The organism is Streptomyces viridiviolaceus (assembly GCF_014650995.1).
GTDB classification, from domain to species: domain Bacteria; phylum Actinomycetota; class Actinomycetes; order Streptomycetales; family Streptomycetaceae; genus Streptomyces; species Streptomyces viridiviolaceus.
The window spans coordinates 67,678-84,100 of record NZ_BMWA01000009.1 but is presented as its reverse complement, the minus strand read 5'-3'; the positions used below and the strand labels follow the sequence as shown (position 1 = coordinate 84,100).

Below are 16,423 nucleotides of genomic sequence, written 5' to 3'. Positions count from 1 at the left end.
ACTGCTCGCGGCGGCGGGCGGGTCAGCCGATCGGATGACCCGCCCGTCGCCCGTTCCGCGGCCCACGAGCAGCCGTAACACCGACGGTCGGCCGGGGTTTCCGGGCCGAGGCTGGACAGCAGACGGGCAGCCGGACCGCAGTGGCCGCCCGGCCGACTCCAAGGAGCAGACCAGCATGAAGAAGATCCTCTCCCGGCGCGCCCGCATCGTCACCGGCAGCGCCGTCGTCGCCGCCGTGGCCGCCGGGACCTTCGGCACGGTGTCCGCGAACGCCGCCGCTCCTCAGGCCGCTCCGGCCGCCGCGCGAGCGGCCTCCGTCGACCGCGACGACACCACCACGTCCACGCACCTGACGATCGACGCCGCCACCGAGGCGGCCCGGGCCGCGCTGAAGGCCGCCGAGAAGGAGAACCAGCGGATCTCGGTCGCCGTCGTCGACCGCAACGGCAACACGATCCTCACCATGCGCGGCGACGGCGCCGGTCCGCAGTCGTACGAGTCGGCCGTGAAGAAGGCGTTCACCGCGGTCTCCTGGAACGCCTCGACCACCGAGCTGGCCAAGCGCCTGGAGAACGCCCCGAACCTCAAGGACATCCCGGGCACGCTGTTCCTCGGCGGCGGCGTCCCGGTCACCGCCCGGAACGCCCCGATCGCCGGCATCGGTGTCGCCGGCGCCCCCTCGGGCGACCTGGACGAGAAGTTCGCCCAGGCCGGCGCGGAAGCGCTGGCCGGCTAGCAGCCCCCGCCGACGGGCGTTTCACGTGAAACGCCCCATAGGATCACGACGTGCGCATCCCCCGTCCGCTCGCCGTGGTGACCGCCGCCGCCGTCGCCTCCCTCGTGGCGTGCGGCGGCGGTGTGCACGGCACCCCCGGCAGCTCCGGAGTACGCGACCCGTACTTTCCGAAGGCGGGCAACGGCGGCTACGACGTCGGCCACTACGCCCTGGACCTGACCTACGACCCCGGCGCCCGGCACCTGTCCGGCACCGCGACCATCACCGCCCGGGCCACACAGGACCTGTCGGCGTTCAACCTGGACCTCAAGGGGCTGGACGTCGAGAAGGTCACCGTCGAGGGCCGGACCTCCCGCTTCAACCGCGCCGGGCAGGAGCTGACCGTCCGCCCGCCCGACGAGCTCGACGACGGCGAGACGTTCCGGGTCGCCGTCCGCTACTCCGGGGCCCCGGTGACGATCACCGACCCCGACGGCTCCGAGGAGGGCTGGCTGCCCACGGCCGACGGCGCGCTCGCGCTCGGCCAGCCGACCGGGTCGATGGCGTGGTTCCCCGGCAACCACCACCCCTCCGACAAGGCGACGTACGACCTGGCGGTGACGGTGCCGAAGGGCCTCGGGGCCGTCTCCAACGGCGAGCCGACCGGCGAGCGGACCGCCCGGGGCCGGACGACCTACACCTGGCGCACCCCTGAACCCATGGCGAGCTACCTGGCCACGGTCGCGATCGGCGACTGGGACGTCCGCCGCTCCGCCACCGGGGCCGGGATCCCGGTGTACACGGCCGTCGATCCCGAGGAGGCACGGGCGAGCCGGGACCTGCCGGCCGCCGTCGCCGAGGCCATGACCTGGGCTCAGGACCGCTTCGGTCCCTACCCCTTCTCCTCCGCCGGCGCGATCGTCGACCGGTCGGGCGACGTCGACTACGCCCTGGAGACGCAGAACCGGCCCGTCTTCGCCGGCACCCCCGACACCGCCCTCCTCGTCCACGAAATCGCCCACCAGTGGTACGGCAACTCCGTCAGCCCCAGGACCTGGCAGGACATGTGGCTCAACGAGGGCTTCGCGACGTACGCGGAGTGGCTGTGGCAGGAGGACCACGGCGGCGACACCGCGCAGGAGACCTTCGACGCGCTGTACGCCGGGCAGTACTACGGCGACGAGGACGCGAGCGACTCGATCTGGGCGTTCCCGCCCGCGGACCCGCCCGACGCGGCGCACATCTCCGCAAGCCCCGTCTACCAGCGCGGCGCGATGGTGCTGCACAAGATCCGCCAGAAGGTCGGCGACGGCACCTTCGGTGCCCTGCTGCAGGGTTGGGCATCCGCCCACCGCCACGGCACCGCGGACACGGAGGACTTCACGGCGTACGTGGAGAGGTCGGCACCGGACGAGGACTTCTCCGGCATCTGGGAGGACTGGCTCCACGGGGACGGCCGACCGGACGAGCCGTGAGGGAGGGTGTCCCGCGGCCGGTCCGCGCGGGCCATGACACCATCACCCACGTGCTCGACATCGGCTACGCCCTCTCCACCCGTTTCCCGGACCCCCCGCAGACCGACTACCGCCGCGCGGACGTCCACGCGCTGCGGCACGACCTGTTCTGCGGGGACGTGTATCTCGCCGACACCGAGGCGGACCGGGAGGTGTCCACAGCCTGGGGATGGGTGCCGGTGCTCGACTTCGCCTGGGCGCTGTGCGACATCGTGGAGCGGATCGACCGGGACCCGGCGGGGTCCCGGGCCGCACGGCCGCAGCGGGCGGAGCTGGACTTCACCGAGTCCACCGACCGCCTGCTCTTCGAGCGCCGCTTCGGCTGGGTCGACGTCGAGGCGGAGTGGCTGCCGCCGTCCGAGCCCCCGCTGTCCTTCTCCCATGCCGAACTGCGCCGGGAGGCCCGGGACTTCCTGCACGATCTGATCGCCGACCTCACGGACATGCACGAGGAACTCGCGGAGAATCCGGCGATCTGGACCTTGCAGGCCCGCTTTCCGCGACTGCCCTGACCACGCGGGCCACTGGTCGGTCAGCTGCCGGCATCCCCGTCGGACAGCACCCGCACCCCCAGCTCCGCGGCCAGCACCGGGGCCAGGTCCAGCAGCTGGGCCGGACTGATCACCGCTCCCGCCAGACGGTCGATCCCGCGGGCGATCTCCAGCGGAGCGGCCCCGCGCAGGTCGACGTCCGTCAGGGTCGCCGCGCCGAGGTCCGCCTCCTTCAGCGCGCAGTCCACGAACGCCACCCGCTCCAGCCGCGCGCCCCCGAAGTCGGGCTCGACCAGGACGCAGCCCTCGAAGACGACGTCCTTGAGCCGGGCCCCGCGCAGGTTCAGGTAGTCGATCTTGCCGCCGCGGATCAGCACCCGCTCCAGCGCCGCGCCGTGCAGCTGGGTGCCGCCGAGGCGGGCGTCGACCAGCTCGACGTCGCGCAGGGTGGACTCGGCGAGGTTCGTGCCGACGCCCCGCACTCCGGTGAGGACGGAGTCGAGGAACCGGGCCCTGGGCAGGGACGTCTCGTCCAGTGCGCAAGCGGTCAGCGCGCAGTCCATGAAGCGGGCGCCGGCGCCGTCCTGGCCGGTGAAGTCCGTCTCCCGGAACTCCAGGCCGTCGTGGTCCCCGTCGGGCTCCAGCTCTCCTCCCCCGTAAGGCTCCAGCGGAGGGAGCCGCACCTCCGGGCGCCGTGCCGCCCTCACCGCCGTACCGCCGCCGCCCGCTGTTCTCCTCGCCATTCCCCCATGCTGCACCCCACCACTGACAACGGCTCCGACCTGCGAAGACGCCGCGCCGCAGGCGCCGGCCGGGCCCGAGCGCGGCCCCGATGTCACATTCCGGGGCACCGGGGCCGTCCTACTCCCGAAAGCCAGAGGCAGGTGCGCCGACGGAACACGCAGGCGACCCGGACGCGAGGGAGACACCCAGCCATGCACCGCATCACCGTCATCGGCGGCGGCTTCGCCGGACTGACCGCGGCCATCACCGCTGCCGAGGCGGGCGCCAAGGTCACCGTCCACGAAGCCCACCACACCCTCGGCGGACGGGCGCGGACCGCCGACGGCCCGTACCGCACCAACGAGGGCCCGCACGCCCTCTACAACGGCGGCCCGCACTGGGCCTGGCTCAAGCAGCGCGGACTCGTCGGACCGCTCGCGCCCCTCCCGCCGCTGGAGGGGGCCCGGCTGCGGCTGCGGCACCGGGGCACGCTCCGCCGCACCCCGCCCTTCGCCATGCTGAAGCTGCTGCGCCGCGGTGTCGGACAGGCACCCGTGGACACCGACTTCCTCAGCTGGGCCACCGGCATCGCCGGTGAGGAGGGCGCCCGCGCCGCCGCCCACTACTGCGCGGTGGCCCTCTTCCACCACGACCCCGGCTCCCTGTCCGCGGCGTTCGTGCAGGAGCGCCTGCGCCGGGCCACCAAGCTGCCGCCGGAGGCGCACTACCCGCGCGGCGGCTGGGGCGGGGTCATCGACCGGATGGCCGCGCGGGCGTGGAACCTCGGGGTGCGGGTGGAGACCCTCTCCCGGGTCGACACCGTCCCGGCCGACACCCCCGTCGTCGTCGCGACCTCCCTGGACGCCGCCCGGCGGCTGCTGGGCGACTCCTCGCTGACCTGGCCGAGCGGGCGCACCACCCTCGTCGACGTCGCGGTGCGGACCCGGCGCGGCGACGCCTTCGCGGTCTCCGACCTGGACGCGCCGGGCTGGATCGAGCGGTTCACCGCGCAGGACCGCACCCTGGCGCCGGCGGGCGAGCAGCTGATCCAGGGACAGATCCCCATCGCACCTGACGAATCGAAGGCCGACGGGACCGCCCGTGCCGAGCAATTGCTCGACCTCGGTCTCCCCGGCTGGCGCGAGCGCGTGACCTGGCGGCGCGAGTCCGTGGCGAACGGCCGGACCGGCGCCGTCGACCTGCCCGGCACCACCTGGCGCGACCGGCCCTCCGTCGACCGAGGCGACGGCGTCTACCTGGCCGGGGACCAGGTCGCCGCCCCGGGACTGCTGTCGGAGGTCTCCTTCAACAGCGCCCTGACGGCCGTGTCCCTGGCGCTCGGACGGCGGGAGCTTGACCTCAAGCAGGCTTGAGGTCGTTGACTGGGCCCCGTCCGAGCAACAAGCGACGACCTTCCGTTGGGGGACCGCCATGCACGCCATCCGTCTGCACGCCTTCGGCCCGGCCGAGAACCTCACCCTCGAAGAGGTCGAGGACCCCCGCCCGGGCCCCGGCGAGGTCCGCGTCGCCGTCCGCGCGGCGGGCGTGCACCTGCTGGACACCGCCCTGCGCGAGGGCGTCCGGGGCCCGCTGCCGGAGCCTCCCTCCCTGCCCACGGTCCCCGGCCGCGAGGTCGCGGGCGTCGTGGACCTGCTCGGCGAGGGGGTGGCGGAGGAGTGGCTCGGCAGGCGCGTCGTCGCCCACCTCGGGTTCGCCCCCGGAGGCTACGCCGAACTCGCCGTCACCGGCGCCGGACGGCTCCACGAGATCCCCGGCGACCTGGACTTCGCCGAGGCCGTCGCCATGATCGGCACGGGTCGTACGACGATGGGGATCCTGCAGTTCGCCGAGCTCGGCCCGGACGCGGTGGCCGTGGTCCCGGCCGCCGCGGGCGGCATCGGGACGCTGCTGGTGCAGTACGCCCGGAACGCCGGCGCCACGGTGATCGGTCTGGCCGGCGGACCGGAGAAGACGGCCCGCGTCGCGGCGAACGGCGCCGACCTCGCCGTCGACTACAAGGACCCCGAGTGGCCGGCCAAGGTCCGCGCCCACCTCGGCGGGCGGAGGGCCACCGTCGTCTTCGACGGGGTCGGCGGGGACGTGGCCCGCGAGGCCGTCGCCCTGCTCGGCCCCGGCGGCAAGCACATCGTCTTCGGCTGGTCGGGCGAGGGACTGCACGACGGCCGGCCCCATCTCGTGGACGGTGTCTCCGAACAGGTGCTCGGGCCGGTGATGCTCGAGAAGGCCGGCGGCAGCGACCCCCTGCGCACCCTGGAACTGCGCGCCCTCACCGAGGCCGCCGAGGGACGGCTCAGGCCCGCCGTCCAGCGCTTCCCGCTCGCCGAGGCCGCCGCCGCGCACCGCGCGCTGGAGACGCGGGGCACCACGGGCAAGGTGGTCCTGGAGCCGTAACCAGCGGAAAGGCGGGTGCGGATGCGATACGCCCCGATTCATGGTCTTCTGGCCAGATGAGTGCCGCTCGGACAGGTGAAGCTGCCGCCCCCGCGGACGCCGACCCCCGCCGCTGGTGGGGTCTGACGGTGATCGCCCTGGCCCAGCTGATGGTCGTTCTCGACGCGACCATCGTGAACATCGCGCTCCCCTCGGCGCAGCGCGACCTGGGCATGTCCGACGGCAACCGCCAGTGGGTGATCACCTCCTACACCCTCGCCTTCGGCGGACTGCTCCTGCTGGGCGGCCGCGTCGCCGACCTCGTGGGCCGCAAGCGGACCTTCGTCGTCGGACTCGTCGGCTTCGCCGTCGCCTCCGCGATCGGGGGCGCCGCGACCGGTCCGGGCATGCTCTTCGGCGCCCGCGCCCTCCAGGGCGTCTTCGCCGCGGTCCTCGCGCCGTCCGCGCTGTCGCTGCTGACGACCACGTTCACCGACCCCAGGGAACGCGGAAAGGCCTTCGGCATCTACGGCACGCTCGCCGGCAGCGGCGCCGCCGTCGGCTTCATCGTCGGCGGGGTGCTCACCGAGTACCTCGACTGGCGCTGGTGCCTGTACGTCAACATCCCCATCGCCGTCGCCGCCGTGATCGGCGCGCTCGTCCTGCTGCACGACCGCCCGGGCCGCGCCGGGGCCCGCCTGGACGTCCCCGGGGTCGTGCTGGGCTGCGGCGGCCTGATCGCCCTGGTCCACGGCTTCAGCGAGGCCGAACCGCGCGGCTGGACCGACCCGTATGTGCTGGCACTGTTCGCCGCCGGGATCGTCCTGCTCCTGGCCTTCGTGTGGTGGCAGACCCGCGCCCCGATGCCCCTGCTGCCGCTGCACATCATCCGCGACCGCAACCGCGCCGGCTGCTTCCTGACCATGATGCTCGCCGTCATGGGCATGTTCGGCATGTTCCTCTTCATGACCTACTACCTGCAGGTCGTCCTCGGCTACTCCCCCGTGAAGACCGGCCTGGCCTTCCTGCCGCTGACCCTGTCGATCCTCATCGGCTCCACCCAGATCTCGGCCCGGCTGCTCCACCGCGTGGGCCCGCGCATGCTGATGGTCCCCGGCATGCTCCTCGCCTCCGGCGGCATGGTGATCCTCACCCAGATGACGGTGCACTCGGAGTACGCCACCGAGATCCTGCCCGCCCTGATCCTCATGGGCCTCGGCATGGGCCTGACCTTCATGCCCGTCTTCTCCACCGCCACCGCCGGCGTCGCCCCGTGGGACGCCGGCGTGACCTCCGCGACGGTCAACACCTCTCAGCAGGTGGGCGGCTCGATCGGTACGGCGCTGCTCAACACCATCGCCACCACCAGCAGCGCGTCCTACCTGACGGCCCACCTCACCGACCCCTCCCGGCGGGAGCTGGTCACCAAGGAGGCAATCGTCCACGGCTACACGGTCGCCATCTGGCTGGCCGCCGGCATCATGCTGCTGGCGGGCCTGGTCGCGAGCCTGATGGTGACGGCCAGGGCCCCGCAACACGGCATCCCGTCCGAGGAACGGATGCCGGAAGCGGTGGCCTAGGGGGAAGGGGGCCCTGCAAGCCCGCGGGGCCCCCTTGGACCCACGCGGGCACACGCCGGGCCGTTGAGCGGCGGCGTCAGTGCCGCCCCGCCACCCGGTCGGCCACCCGCGCCAGCCGGGACGAGGACGTGCCGTGCGACGTCCGCTCGCGCCGGTCGGCCTCGCGGTAGACGGCGTACATGCCCTGGACGCCGAGCCAGCGCAGCGGTTCCGGCTCCCACTTGCGCACCCGGTGCCCGACCCACGGCAGGTCCGTCAGCTCGGTGCGGCCGCCCTGGCCCGAGTCGAGCTGCACCAGGTCGCACAGCGTCCTGGCGGCGAGGTTGGCGGTGGCCACGCCGGAGCCGACGTAGCCGCCCGCCCAGCCCAGTCCCGTCGACCGGTCCAGGGTGACCGTCGCGCACCAGTCGCGCGGCACGCCCAGCACCCCGGACCAGGCGTGCTCGATCCGCAGTCCGGCCAGGGCGGGGAAGAAGCGGACCAGGATCTCGCGCAGCGCCTCGATCGTCGCCGCCTGGGTGGTGCCGTCGTTGTCGGTGCGCGAGCCGAAGCGGTACGGCACTCCGCGCCCGCCCAGCGCGATCCGGCCGTCGGCGGTGCGCTGTGCGTACATGTAGGCGTGCGCCATGTCACCGAGCGTCTGGCGGTCCGCCCAGCCGATCGACTCCCACTGCTCGTCGGTCAGCGGCTCGGTCGCGATCATCGACGAGTTCATGGGCAGCCACGTCCGCTTCTGCCCTTCAGGGAAGCGGTGAAGCCCTCCGTGCAGCGCAGGACGTACGGCGCCCGGACGGTGCCGTACGGCGTGACCGCGTGCCGCGGGCGGATCTCCGTCACCGGCGTCGACTCGTGGACGGTCACGCCGAGTCCCTCGACGGCCGCGGCGAGCCCCTTCACCAGCTTCACCGGGTGCACCCGGGCGCCGTGCGGCGTCCAGCTCGAGCCGACCGCGTCCGCCACCCTGATCCGCTCGGCCGTCTCCCGGGCGCCGTACAGCTCCCGGTCCTTCTCGCCGAACGCCAGCTCCGCCTCGTGGAACGCCCTCAGCCGGGCCGCCTGCGCCGGCGTGCACGCCACCTCCAGCACGCCGCCCTTGTGGATGTCGGCGTCGACGCCCTCCGCCTCGGCGACGCGGATCACCTCGTCCACGGTGTCGTTCATGGCCCGCTGCAACCGCACCGCCGCCTCATGACCGTGCAGACGCGCGTACCGGTCGCGGCCCGCGATGCCGTTGTACAGCCAGCCGCCGTTGCGCCCCGAGGCGCCGTATCCGCAGAACTTCTGCTCCAGCACGGTGATCCGCAGGAACGGCGCCGCCTTCTTCAGGTAGTACGCCGTCCACAGTCCCGTGTATCCACCCCCGACGATCACCACGTCCGCCGACGCGTCCCCGGCGAGCGGCTCCCGTACCGCCGGAAGACCGTCGTCCGCGTACCAGAAAGAGACGCCACCGTTCACGACACCGCTGGTCGAGCTGCTCATGGCCCGGACGTTAACCCCTGCGGCGGACCACTGTCTCCTTCGGATTTCGTGGACTTTCCGGCCTCCGAGGGCTCGGCGACGGCTGTTATTCGCATGACCGTTCCTCCGCACGCCGGTACCGTCGCCAGACGTGATCGACGTTCCGGACGCGCTCGCCGCCTCGCAGGCGAAGTACAACGGAGAGGCCGGCCGCGCCTTCATCGACGCGCTGCCCGCTCTCGCGGCCGATTTCCTGGACCGCTGGGAGCTCCGGCTCGACGGCCCGTCCATGCACGGCTGGGCCGCCCTCGTGCTGCCGGTCGTACGGCACCGGGACGGCACCCCGGCCGTGCTCAAGCTGCAGATCCTCGACGCGGAGACCGAGGGCGAGCCCGTCGCGCTGCGCCTGTGGGACGGCGACGGGGCGGTACGCCTCCTCGACCACGACGAGGCCACCGGCACGATGCTCCTGGAGCGCCTCGACCCGTCCCGGATGCTCAGCCACGTCGAGGACTCCCGCGAGGCCGTCCTGGTCGTCGCCCGGCTGCTCGCCCACCTCACCGCGGGCCCCGCCCCGGCCGGCCTGCGCCGCCTCGGCGACATCGCGCGCGCCATGCTGGACCGCACGCCCTGGGCCCTGGACCGCATCCCGGACCCTCGGGCCCGCCGCCTGGTCGCCGACTGCGCCGCCGCCGTACGCGAGGTCGTCGCCGAACCCGGCGACCGGCTCCTGCACTGGGACCTGCACTACGACAACGTCCTCGCCTCCGACCGCGCCCCCTGGCTCGCCATCGACCCCAAGCCCCTGGCCGGCGACCCCGGTTTCGACCTGATGCCCGCCCTGGACAACCGCTACGACCCGGGCGAGGTCCAGTGGCGTTTCGACGCCATGACCGACGTCCTCGGCCTGGACCGCGAACGGGCCCGCGCCTGGAGCCTCGGCCGCGTCCTGCAGAACTGCCTGTGGAACGTCGAGGACGGCGACCCGCTGGAGAAGGAGCAACTGGAGATCGCCCGCCAACTGCGCACCCCGCCCACCGCCCACCGCTGAACACACGAAGCACGCGAACGGCCCCCGCCTGTCGCAGACGGGGGCCGTTCCGTGAAAGAGCCCCCTGTCGGATTCGAACCGACGACCTTCGCTTTACAAGAGCGGTGCTCTAACCAGCTGAGCTAAGGAGGCACCGCGCACCGGCGGGCGCGGAGGCTGCTCCACTGTACACAGAGCGCGAATCTCCGAGCCACGAAGTTCGTGGCCCCGGTCACCCCAGTTCGTAGGCGAAGTCGTAGGCCACCGACGCCTCCCCGTGCCGGGCGGTGAAGGTTCCGCTCCCCCGCAGCCCGGTCAGTTCCCCCGTCCCCGAGCCTGCCACCACCTCGAACGTGCAGTGCACCGTGCCCTCGTCGTCGAAGCGGCCCCTTTCCTCCAGCACGAAGGCGCCCTCGCGGCCGTCGATCCGGCCGGTCAGCAGCTCCATGCCCGTGAACGTGCCGGCCTTGCCCGTGACGTAGGCGATGGAGTACTCGCAGGTGGTGCCGGCGGCCTCGATGCCGCCGGAGAAGGTGTTGGTGACGGCCGCGTGGGCGAGGCGCGGGACGGTGTCCTCGGGGGAGACGGCGTGCTCCTTCCAGTCGGCGAAGGTGAAGTGGCCGGTGGTCCGGGTGGCGGGCATGGGTGTCCTCTCGTGCCGTGGCACCGCTTCCGTTCCGGTGCCGTGCGGGACCAGCCTGGAGGCCGTACCTGACACCCTCTGTCAGGTACGGCGGGGTGGCGGCCACAATGGCCTCCATGCGTGCCGACCGGCTCCTCTCCCTGCTCCTGCTGCTCCAGAACCGGGGCCGCATGACCGCGCCGGAACTCGCCGCGGAGCTGGAGGTCTCGGTGCGCACGGTCTACCGGGACGTCGAGGCGCTGGGCGCGGCGGGCGTGCCGGTCACCGCCGACCGGGGGCCCGCCGGCGGGTACCGGCTGATGGACGGGTACCGCACCCGGCTGACCGGGCTGACGGATGCCGAGGCCGGTTCGCTGTTCCTGGCGGGGATGCCGGGGCCGGCCCGGGAGCTGGGGCTGGGCGCGGTACTGGCGACGGCCCAGTTGAAGCTGTGGGCCGCGTTGCCGGACGAGTTGGCCGATCAGGGGCGGCGGGTGCAGGAGCGGTTCCATCTGGACGCTCCGGCGTGGTTCCGCGACGCCGATCCGGTGCCCTGGCTGGAGGCGATCGCGCGGGCGGTGTGGGAGCAGCGGGTGCTGCGGGTGCGGTACCTGCGCTGGGGCGGTGAGGTGCACCGCGAGCTGCGCCCGCTGGGGCTCGTCCTCAAGGGGGGCATCTGGTACGTCGCGGCGCTCGCGCAGGAGGCCGTACGCACCTACCGGGTGTCACGTTTCCGGGCGCTGGAGGAGACGGGCGAGAGCTTCGAACGGCCGGCGGACTTCGTCCTGGCCGCCTACTGGGAGGAGTCGTCGCGGGAGTTGGATGCGGCGCTGCGCCAGGAGACCGCACGGCTGCGGATCTCCCCGCGGGCGCGGCGGCTGCTGCCGATGCAGTTCGGTGCGGCGGGCGTCCGGGCGGCGCAGAGCGCCGGGCCGCCGGACCGGGAGGGCTGGGTGGAGGTGGAGATCGCCGTGGAGTCCCGGGCCGTGGCGGTCGGGGACCTGCTGCGGCTCGGCACGGAGGCCGAGGTCCTGGGTCCCGAGGGGCTGCGGCGCGCGGTCGCGGAGGCGGTGGCGGTGCTGGCGGACCGGTACGCGACGCCGGGTCGTCTCGAAAATTTCGGCGAAGTTCACACGTCCGCAGGTACTGACAGACCAGGTGAACGCCAGGTACCGTCCTGACCCAGTTCACTCGTGTGGACTACACCACAAGTGAACATCCACGGACACCACCACGGGATTCCCGTCGTGGCACCACCTTCCTACAACGGATCGTCCGGCACGTTCCTGCCGGTAGAAGGGGGCCCATTCACCATGGCCACTGTCTCGTTCGACAAGGCGACCCGGATCTACCCGGGTTCCGACAAGCCCGCGGTAGACGGTCTCGACATCGAGATCGCGGACGGCGAGTTCCTCGTTCTGGTCGGCCCGTCCGGCTGCGGCAAGTCGACCTCGCTCCGGATGCTGGCGGGGCTGGAGGACGTCAACGGCGGCGCCATCCGCATCGGTGACCGCGACGTCACGCACCTGCCGCCGAAGGACCGGGACATCGCCATGGTGTTCCAGAACTACGCGCTGTACCCGCACATGACGGTCGCGGACAACATGGGCTTCGCCCTGAAGATCGCGGGCGTGCCGAAGGCGGAGATCCGGCAGAAGGTCGAGGAGGCCGCGAAGATCCTCGACCTCACCCAGTACCTGGACCGCAAGCCGAAGGCGCTCTCCGGTGGTCAGCGCCAGCGTGTCGCGATGGGCCGCGCGATCGTGCGTGAGCCGCAGGTGTTCCTCATGGACGAGCCGCTGTCCAACCTGGACGCCAAGCTGCGTGTCTCCACCCGTACGCAGATCGCCAGCCTCCAGCGCCGTCTGGGCATCACCACCGTGTACGTCACCCACGACCAGGTCGAGGCCATGACGATGGGCGACCGGGTGGCGGTGCTGAAGGACGGTCTGCTCCAGCAGGTCGACACCCCGCGGAACATGTACGACAAGCCCGCGAACCTCTTCGTCGCCGGCTTCATCGGCTCCCCGGCGATGAACCTCGTCGAGGTGCCGATCACCGACGGCGGCGTGAAGTTCGGCAACAGCGTGGTCCCGGTCAGCCGGGACGCCCTGCAGGCCGCCACCGACAAGGGCGACCGCACGGTCACCGTGGGCGTCCGCCCCGAGCACTTCGACGTGGTGGAGCTGAACGGCGGCGCGTCCGCGTCCCTGACGAAGGACTCCGAGGAGGCTCCGGCGGGTCTGGCGGTCTCGGTGAACGTCGTGGAGGAGACCGGCGCCGACGGGTACATCTACGGCACGGTCGAGGTCGGCGGCGAGACGAAGGACCTGGTGGTCCGCGTCAGCAGCCGTTCGGTGCCGGAGAAGGGCGCGACCGTGCACGTCGTGCCGCGCCCGGGCGAGACGCACGTGTTCTCGACCTCCACGGGTGAGCGTCTCTCCGACCGGTAGACCGCGGCCCGGCGTGGTCCTACACCCCCGTAACGGGTGAATTCACCCGTGTTGACGAAGAAGGGCCCCGCAGCCTGCTGCGGGGCCCTTTCCGTTGTCGACAAATACCCCGGCACAACGGACGTTTCGAGCGGTGTGCGTCAACCCCCTACCCATTTCAGCACCCTTCTTCATCCCCCGAACCGGTGACTAAATGTCGCCAAATCATTACCGGACGCTACCCTCACTCGCGTGAAGCACTCCGTGAAGCACTCCGCCACCCCACAGACGCGACGCGGCCGGGGCCCCGCCCGCCGGATCGGCCGCTCCCTCGCCTTCGTCCTGCCCGTCGTCCTGGTGCTCTCCGGGACCCTGGCCGTCACCCGAGTCAACTGGTCGGGGACCCCCTCGAACTCGGTGCTCACCGCGTCGGACGCCTCGTCCTCCGAGACCTCCTCGCGTGCCGCGGCAGCCCGAGCCCCGCACGAGGTGCTGCGCGACCGGCTGCTGACCGAGCTGCAGGAGGAGGACCCGGGCGTCGCCCTCACCCACCTCCAGCAGGCCGTCCACGACCGCCCGTCGCTGGCCAGGCACTGCGCGTCCATCGCCCGCTCCCTCGGCCGCGCCGCGGTACGGGTGTACGGCCCGACGCGCGCCCAGTCGTACGCGCGCCCCGTCTGCGACACCGCCTTCGCCTCGGGCGTCCTGGCCGCGCACCGCTGAGCGCGGGCCGCGAGGCGGCAGGACTGCGGGCCGGCCGGGAGCGCCACGTACAGTTCGGGCATGACCGATCCGAACGCCGCGTCCCGCCGCCCCGTTCAAGCCGTCGTCCTGGCCGGCGGACAGGGTTCCCGGCTGCGTCCCTACACCGACGACCGGCCCAAGCCGATGGTCGAGATCCCGGGCACCGGGACTCCGATCATCGGCCATCAGCTCGTCTGGCTCGCCGAGGAGGGCGTGACGGACGTGGTGATCTCGTGCGGCCACCTCGCCGAGGTTCTGCAGAAGTGGCTGGAGACCGCCGATCTGCCTCTGTCCGTCACCACGGTCGTGGAGACCGAGCCCCTCGGCCGCGGCGGCGGCCTGAAGTACGCCGCCGCGCACCTGCCCCACCCCGACCGGGCCTGGTACGCCACCAACGGCGACATCTGGACCCGGTTCTCACTGCGCGACATGGCCGACTTCCACACCGAGCGGGACGCCGTCGCGACCCTCGCCCTGGCCCGTCCGCGCCTGCCGTGGGGCGCCGTGCAGACCGACGGCTTCGGCCACATCACCGACTTCATAGAGGCGCCGCCCTCGACCTTCGAGATCAACGCGGGCGTGTACGTCTTCTCGCCCGAGTTCGCCGCGATGCTCCCGGAGCGCGGGGACCACGAGCGGACGACGTTCCCGCACCTGGCCCGTGAGCGCCGGCTGGCCGGCTTCCCCATTCCGCAGGGCTCCTACTGGCGCGCGATCGACACCGCGAAGGATCTGACGGAGGCGGCACGGGAGTTGGCGGCCCAGGGCCGCTGAGCGCGACACGGTCGACGAAACGGGGCCCCGCACGGATGACGTGCGGGGCCCCGTCGTCGTGCCGGGCCGTGACCCGGCGTGGGCGGCTAGCCCAGGAGGCCGCCCACCAGACGCCCGCCCGGCCGGCCCGTGGAGGAGGAACCGCCGTCCCCGCCGGTGCCGGTGCCTCCGGTCGAGCCGCCGCCGCCGCTGCCGCCACCGGCGGTGGCACCGCCGGAGGTCGGTCCCGCGCTGGTGCTCGGGGCCTGCTCGTCCGGGGAGGTCTGCTCCGGCGGAGCCTGGCCGACGGTGCCCTGGGTCTGGCTGGGGGCGCTGCCGGTCGCGGTGCTGCTGCTGCCCTCGGTCGCGCCCGGGGAGGACGCGGCGTCCGCGGAGGGGGTGGCCGCGCCGGAGGAGGCACCCTGGCTGGGTGAGGAGGAGGCCTCCGGCGTCGTCCGCTGCCGCTCGCCCGGCTCCTCGGGGAGCGGGGAGCCGGGGAGCTCGTTGCGCGGGGACTCGCCGGGACCGGGGACGACCACCCGGTCGGCGTCCCGGACGGCACCGCCGAGCAGCGAGCCGACGAGGAGGGTGACGCCGGTGACCAGGAAGGTGATGAGGGCGCCGCGGCGCAGCACGTAGCGGCGCAGGTCCCAGATGTCCGCGCGGGGACCGAGGCGACGCCAGGCGCTGCCGGCGAGCCGGCCGTCGACGGAGTAGACGGGGGCACCGGCGATGATCAGCGGGGACCAGGCGGCGAGGTAGATGATGTCCGGCGCGTCGTAGACGGGGACGCTCTTCCAGCTGACGGTGATCAGGAGCGCGGCGGACAGGCCCGCGCCGATGACGGCCGCGACGCGCTGCCAGCAGCCCAGGACCGTCAGGACGCCCACGATGACCTGGAGGAAGGCGATGACGAGTCCGGACCCGACGGGGTGGGCGAGGGCGAACTGACGCAGCGGCTCGGCGACGTCCCAGGGGTGCAGGGTGTTGAGCCACTTGACCATGGAGCCGCGTTCGCCGCCGTCGAAGTAGACGGGGTCGCAGAGCTTGCCCATGCCGGCGTAGACGGAGATGAAGCCGAGGAAGACGCGCAGGGGCAGCAGCACGACGCCGAGGTTCATGCGGCGGCCGGGGTGGTAGGCGTGCCGGTCGTCGGCGGCGTGGCGCTTGGCGCGCGGGGCGGTCTCGTCCGCGTACCCGTCGTCGTAGGCGGGGGCGGCGTCGAAGTCCTCGTCGACGTAGGCGGGTTCGTCGTAGGCGCCGGCGACGGTGCGCATGGCGGGCAGCAGCCGGGTCCCGTCGGGGACCGGGCCGCGCTGGGCGCCGAGGACGGGGGTCTCGAGGGGCTGGGTGGGTTCGCCGTCGTATCCGTCGTAGCCGTCGTAGCCCGGGTCGTAACCGGTGTACCCGGTGTGGCCGTCGCCGCCCGGGCCGCCGCCGTCGACGGCGATGCGGGGGATGACCTGGGTGGCTCCGGCATCGGCGGCCGGCTCCTCGGGATGGCGGCCGGCTCCGGCCCGCACCGCCTGGAGCAGCCGGTGGGCGCCGGTGTCGTCCGGGTCGGACCGGCCGCTCCAGACGACGGGGCGCCGGCGGCCGGTCGAGGTGGCGGCGGCCCCCGCGGCGGCGCCGACGACGGGGATACGGGCGGTGTCCTGGGTGGCGCTCAAGTGCCGCGCGATACGCGGGGATCGGGTCCGCCGCGCGGAGGCACCCAGCTGCACGCGGAAGCTCGCGTGACTGACGATCACCTGGGCCGGATCGCTCGGCACCTTCACCGTGCTCAGCGCGGGAGCGTCGTCGATCGTCGACGAGCGGTCCCCCGTGGGTGTGCGGGGTGTTCTGGTGTCCACACTCATCTAACCGAGTGACGTGTCGTTAGGACACTGCCTTGACCCGCCGGATCTGTCCGGACCCCGTCAAACTTGTCCGGACCGCCCGGAACACCCCGTGTGGGCTACCACCCC

General features: G+C 73.0%; 14 protein-coding genes, 1 tRNA gene and 1 pseudogene. 11 read left to right on the top strand and 5 right to left on the bottom strand.

Going from position 1 to position 16,423, the window contains the following annotated elements; translation table 11 throughout:
- Positions 1-175 precede the first annotated feature (175 nt).
- Genes IE260_RS14460 through IE260_RS14450 form a run of 3 tightly spaced genes read left to right on the top strand, consistent with a single transcriptional unit; the run spans position 176 to position 2,741 of the window.
- On the top strand, positions 176-736 hold the full coding sequence (locus IE260_RS14460) for a GlcG/HbpS family heme-binding protein (protein ID WP_189871713.1): 561 nt from the start codon (positions 176-178) through the stop codon (positions 734-736).
- A 50-nt stretch (positions 737-786) separates the two neighbouring features.
- Complete coding sequence (locus IE260_RS14455; RefSeq protein WP_189871711.1) at positions 787-2,190, top strand: M1 family metallopeptidase; 1,404 nt, start codon at positions 787-789, stop codon at positions 2,188-2,190.
- A gap of 50 nt (positions 2,191-2,240) precedes the next feature.
- The gene (locus IE260_RS14450) at positions 2,241-2,741 is read left to right on the top strand and encodes a hypothetical protein (RefSeq protein ID WP_189871710.1); all 501 of its coding nucleotides are present in this window, start codon (positions 2,241-2,243) and stop codon (positions 2,739-2,741) included.
- A gap of 20 nt (positions 2,742-2,761) precedes the next feature.
- On the opposite strand, the gene IE260_RS14445 is transcribed toward IE260_RS14450, so the two are convergent.
- Positions 2,762-3,463, bottom strand: coding sequence for a pentapeptide repeat-containing protein (locus tag IE260_RS14445; protein ID WP_189871708.1), 702 nt, complete (start codon positions 3,461-3,463; stop codon positions 2,762-2,764).
- Positions 3,464-3,469: 6 nt separating this feature from the next.
- Between IE260_RS14445 and IE260_RS14440 the strand changes: the two genes are divergently transcribed.
- Genes IE260_RS14440 through IE260_RS14430 form a run of 3 tightly spaced genes read left to right on the top strand, consistent with a single transcriptional unit; the run spans position 3,470 to position 7,414 of the window.
- Positions 3,470-4,816, top strand: a complete 1,347-nt coding sequence (locus IE260_RS14440; RefSeq protein WP_268254923.1) for an NAD(P)-binding protein — start codon at positions 3,470-3,472, stop codon at positions 4,814-4,816.
- A gap of 58 nt (positions 4,817-4,874) precedes the next feature.
- Entirely contained in the window at positions 4,875-5,855 is a 981-nt protein-coding gene (locus tag IE260_RS14435; RefSeq protein ID WP_189871704.1) for a zinc-binding dehydrogenase, read from the top strand.
- A gap of 56 nt (positions 5,856-5,911) precedes the next feature.
- On the top strand, positions 5,912-7,414 hold the full coding sequence (locus IE260_RS14430) for an MFS transporter (RefSeq protein ID WP_189871702.1): 1,503 nt from the start codon (positions 5,912-5,914) through the stop codon (positions 7,412-7,414).
- A 76-nt stretch (positions 7,415-7,490) separates the two neighbouring features.
- On the opposite strand, the pseudogene IE260_RS14425 reads toward IE260_RS14430, so the two are convergent.
- A pseudogene (locus IE260_RS14425) lies at positions 7,491-8,896 on the bottom strand (NAD(P)/FAD-dependent oxidoreductase).
- Between the two features lie 130 nt (positions 8,897-9,026).
- Between IE260_RS14425 and IE260_RS14420 the strand changes: the two are divergent.
- Entirely contained in the window at positions 9,027-9,926 is a 900-nt protein-coding gene (locus IE260_RS14420) for an aminoglycoside phosphotransferase family protein (protein WP_189871700.1), read from the top strand.
- 58 nt (positions 9,927-9,984) lie between these two features.
- Here IE260_RS14420 and IE260_RS14415 read toward each other — a convergent pair.
- Together IE260_RS14415 and IE260_RS14410 are read right to left on the bottom strand one after the other, a co-directional pair.
- Positions 9,985-10,058: transfer RNA gene (locus tag IE260_RS14415), tRNA-Thr, on the bottom strand.
- A gap of 79 nt (positions 10,059-10,137) precedes the next feature.
- Complete coding sequence (locus IE260_RS14410; protein WP_189871698.1) at positions 10,138-10,548, bottom strand: DUF3224 domain-containing protein; 411 nt, start codon at positions 10,546-10,548, stop codon at positions 10,138-10,140.
- Positions 10,549-10,664: 116 nt separating this feature from the next.
- On the opposite strand from IE260_RS14410, the gene IE260_RS14405 reads away from it, so the two are divergent.
- From IE260_RS14405 to IE260_RS14390, 4 genes are all read left to right on the top strand, one after another.
- Positions 10,665-11,708, top strand: a complete 1,044-nt coding sequence (locus IE260_RS14405; RefSeq protein WP_189871696.1) for a helix-turn-helix transcriptional regulator — start codon at positions 10,665-10,667, stop codon at positions 11,706-11,708.
- A gap of 132 nt (positions 11,709-11,840) precedes the next feature.
- A complete protein-coding gene (gene msiK, locus IE260_RS14400) occupies positions 11,841-12,980 on the top strand; it encodes a diacetylchitobiose ABC transporter ATP-binding protein MsiK (RefSeq protein ID WP_189871694.1) in 1,140 nt (379 codons plus the stop codon).
- Positions 12,981-13,223: 243 nt separating this feature from the next.
- Entirely contained in the window at positions 13,224-13,682 is a 459-nt protein-coding gene (locus IE260_RS14395; RefSeq protein WP_189872123.1) for a hypothetical protein, read from the top strand.
- A gap of 60 nt (positions 13,683-13,742) precedes the next feature.
- The gene (locus tag IE260_RS14390; RefSeq protein WP_189871692.1) at positions 13,743-14,477 is read left to right on the top strand and encodes a nucleotidyltransferase family protein; all 735 of its coding nucleotides are present in this window, start codon (positions 13,743-13,745) and stop codon (positions 14,475-14,477) included.
- Between the two features lie 86 nt (positions 14,478-14,563).
- On the opposite strand, the gene IE260_RS14385 is transcribed toward IE260_RS14390, so the two are convergent.
- Positions 14,564-16,315 carry a DoxX family protein gene (locus IE260_RS14385; RefSeq protein ID WP_189871690.1) on the bottom strand — a complete coding sequence of 584 codons (1,752 nt, stop codon included), beginning with the start codon at positions 16,313-16,315 and terminating at the stop codon, positions 14,564-14,566.
- Between the last annotated feature and the right edge of the window lie 108 nt (positions 16,316-16,423).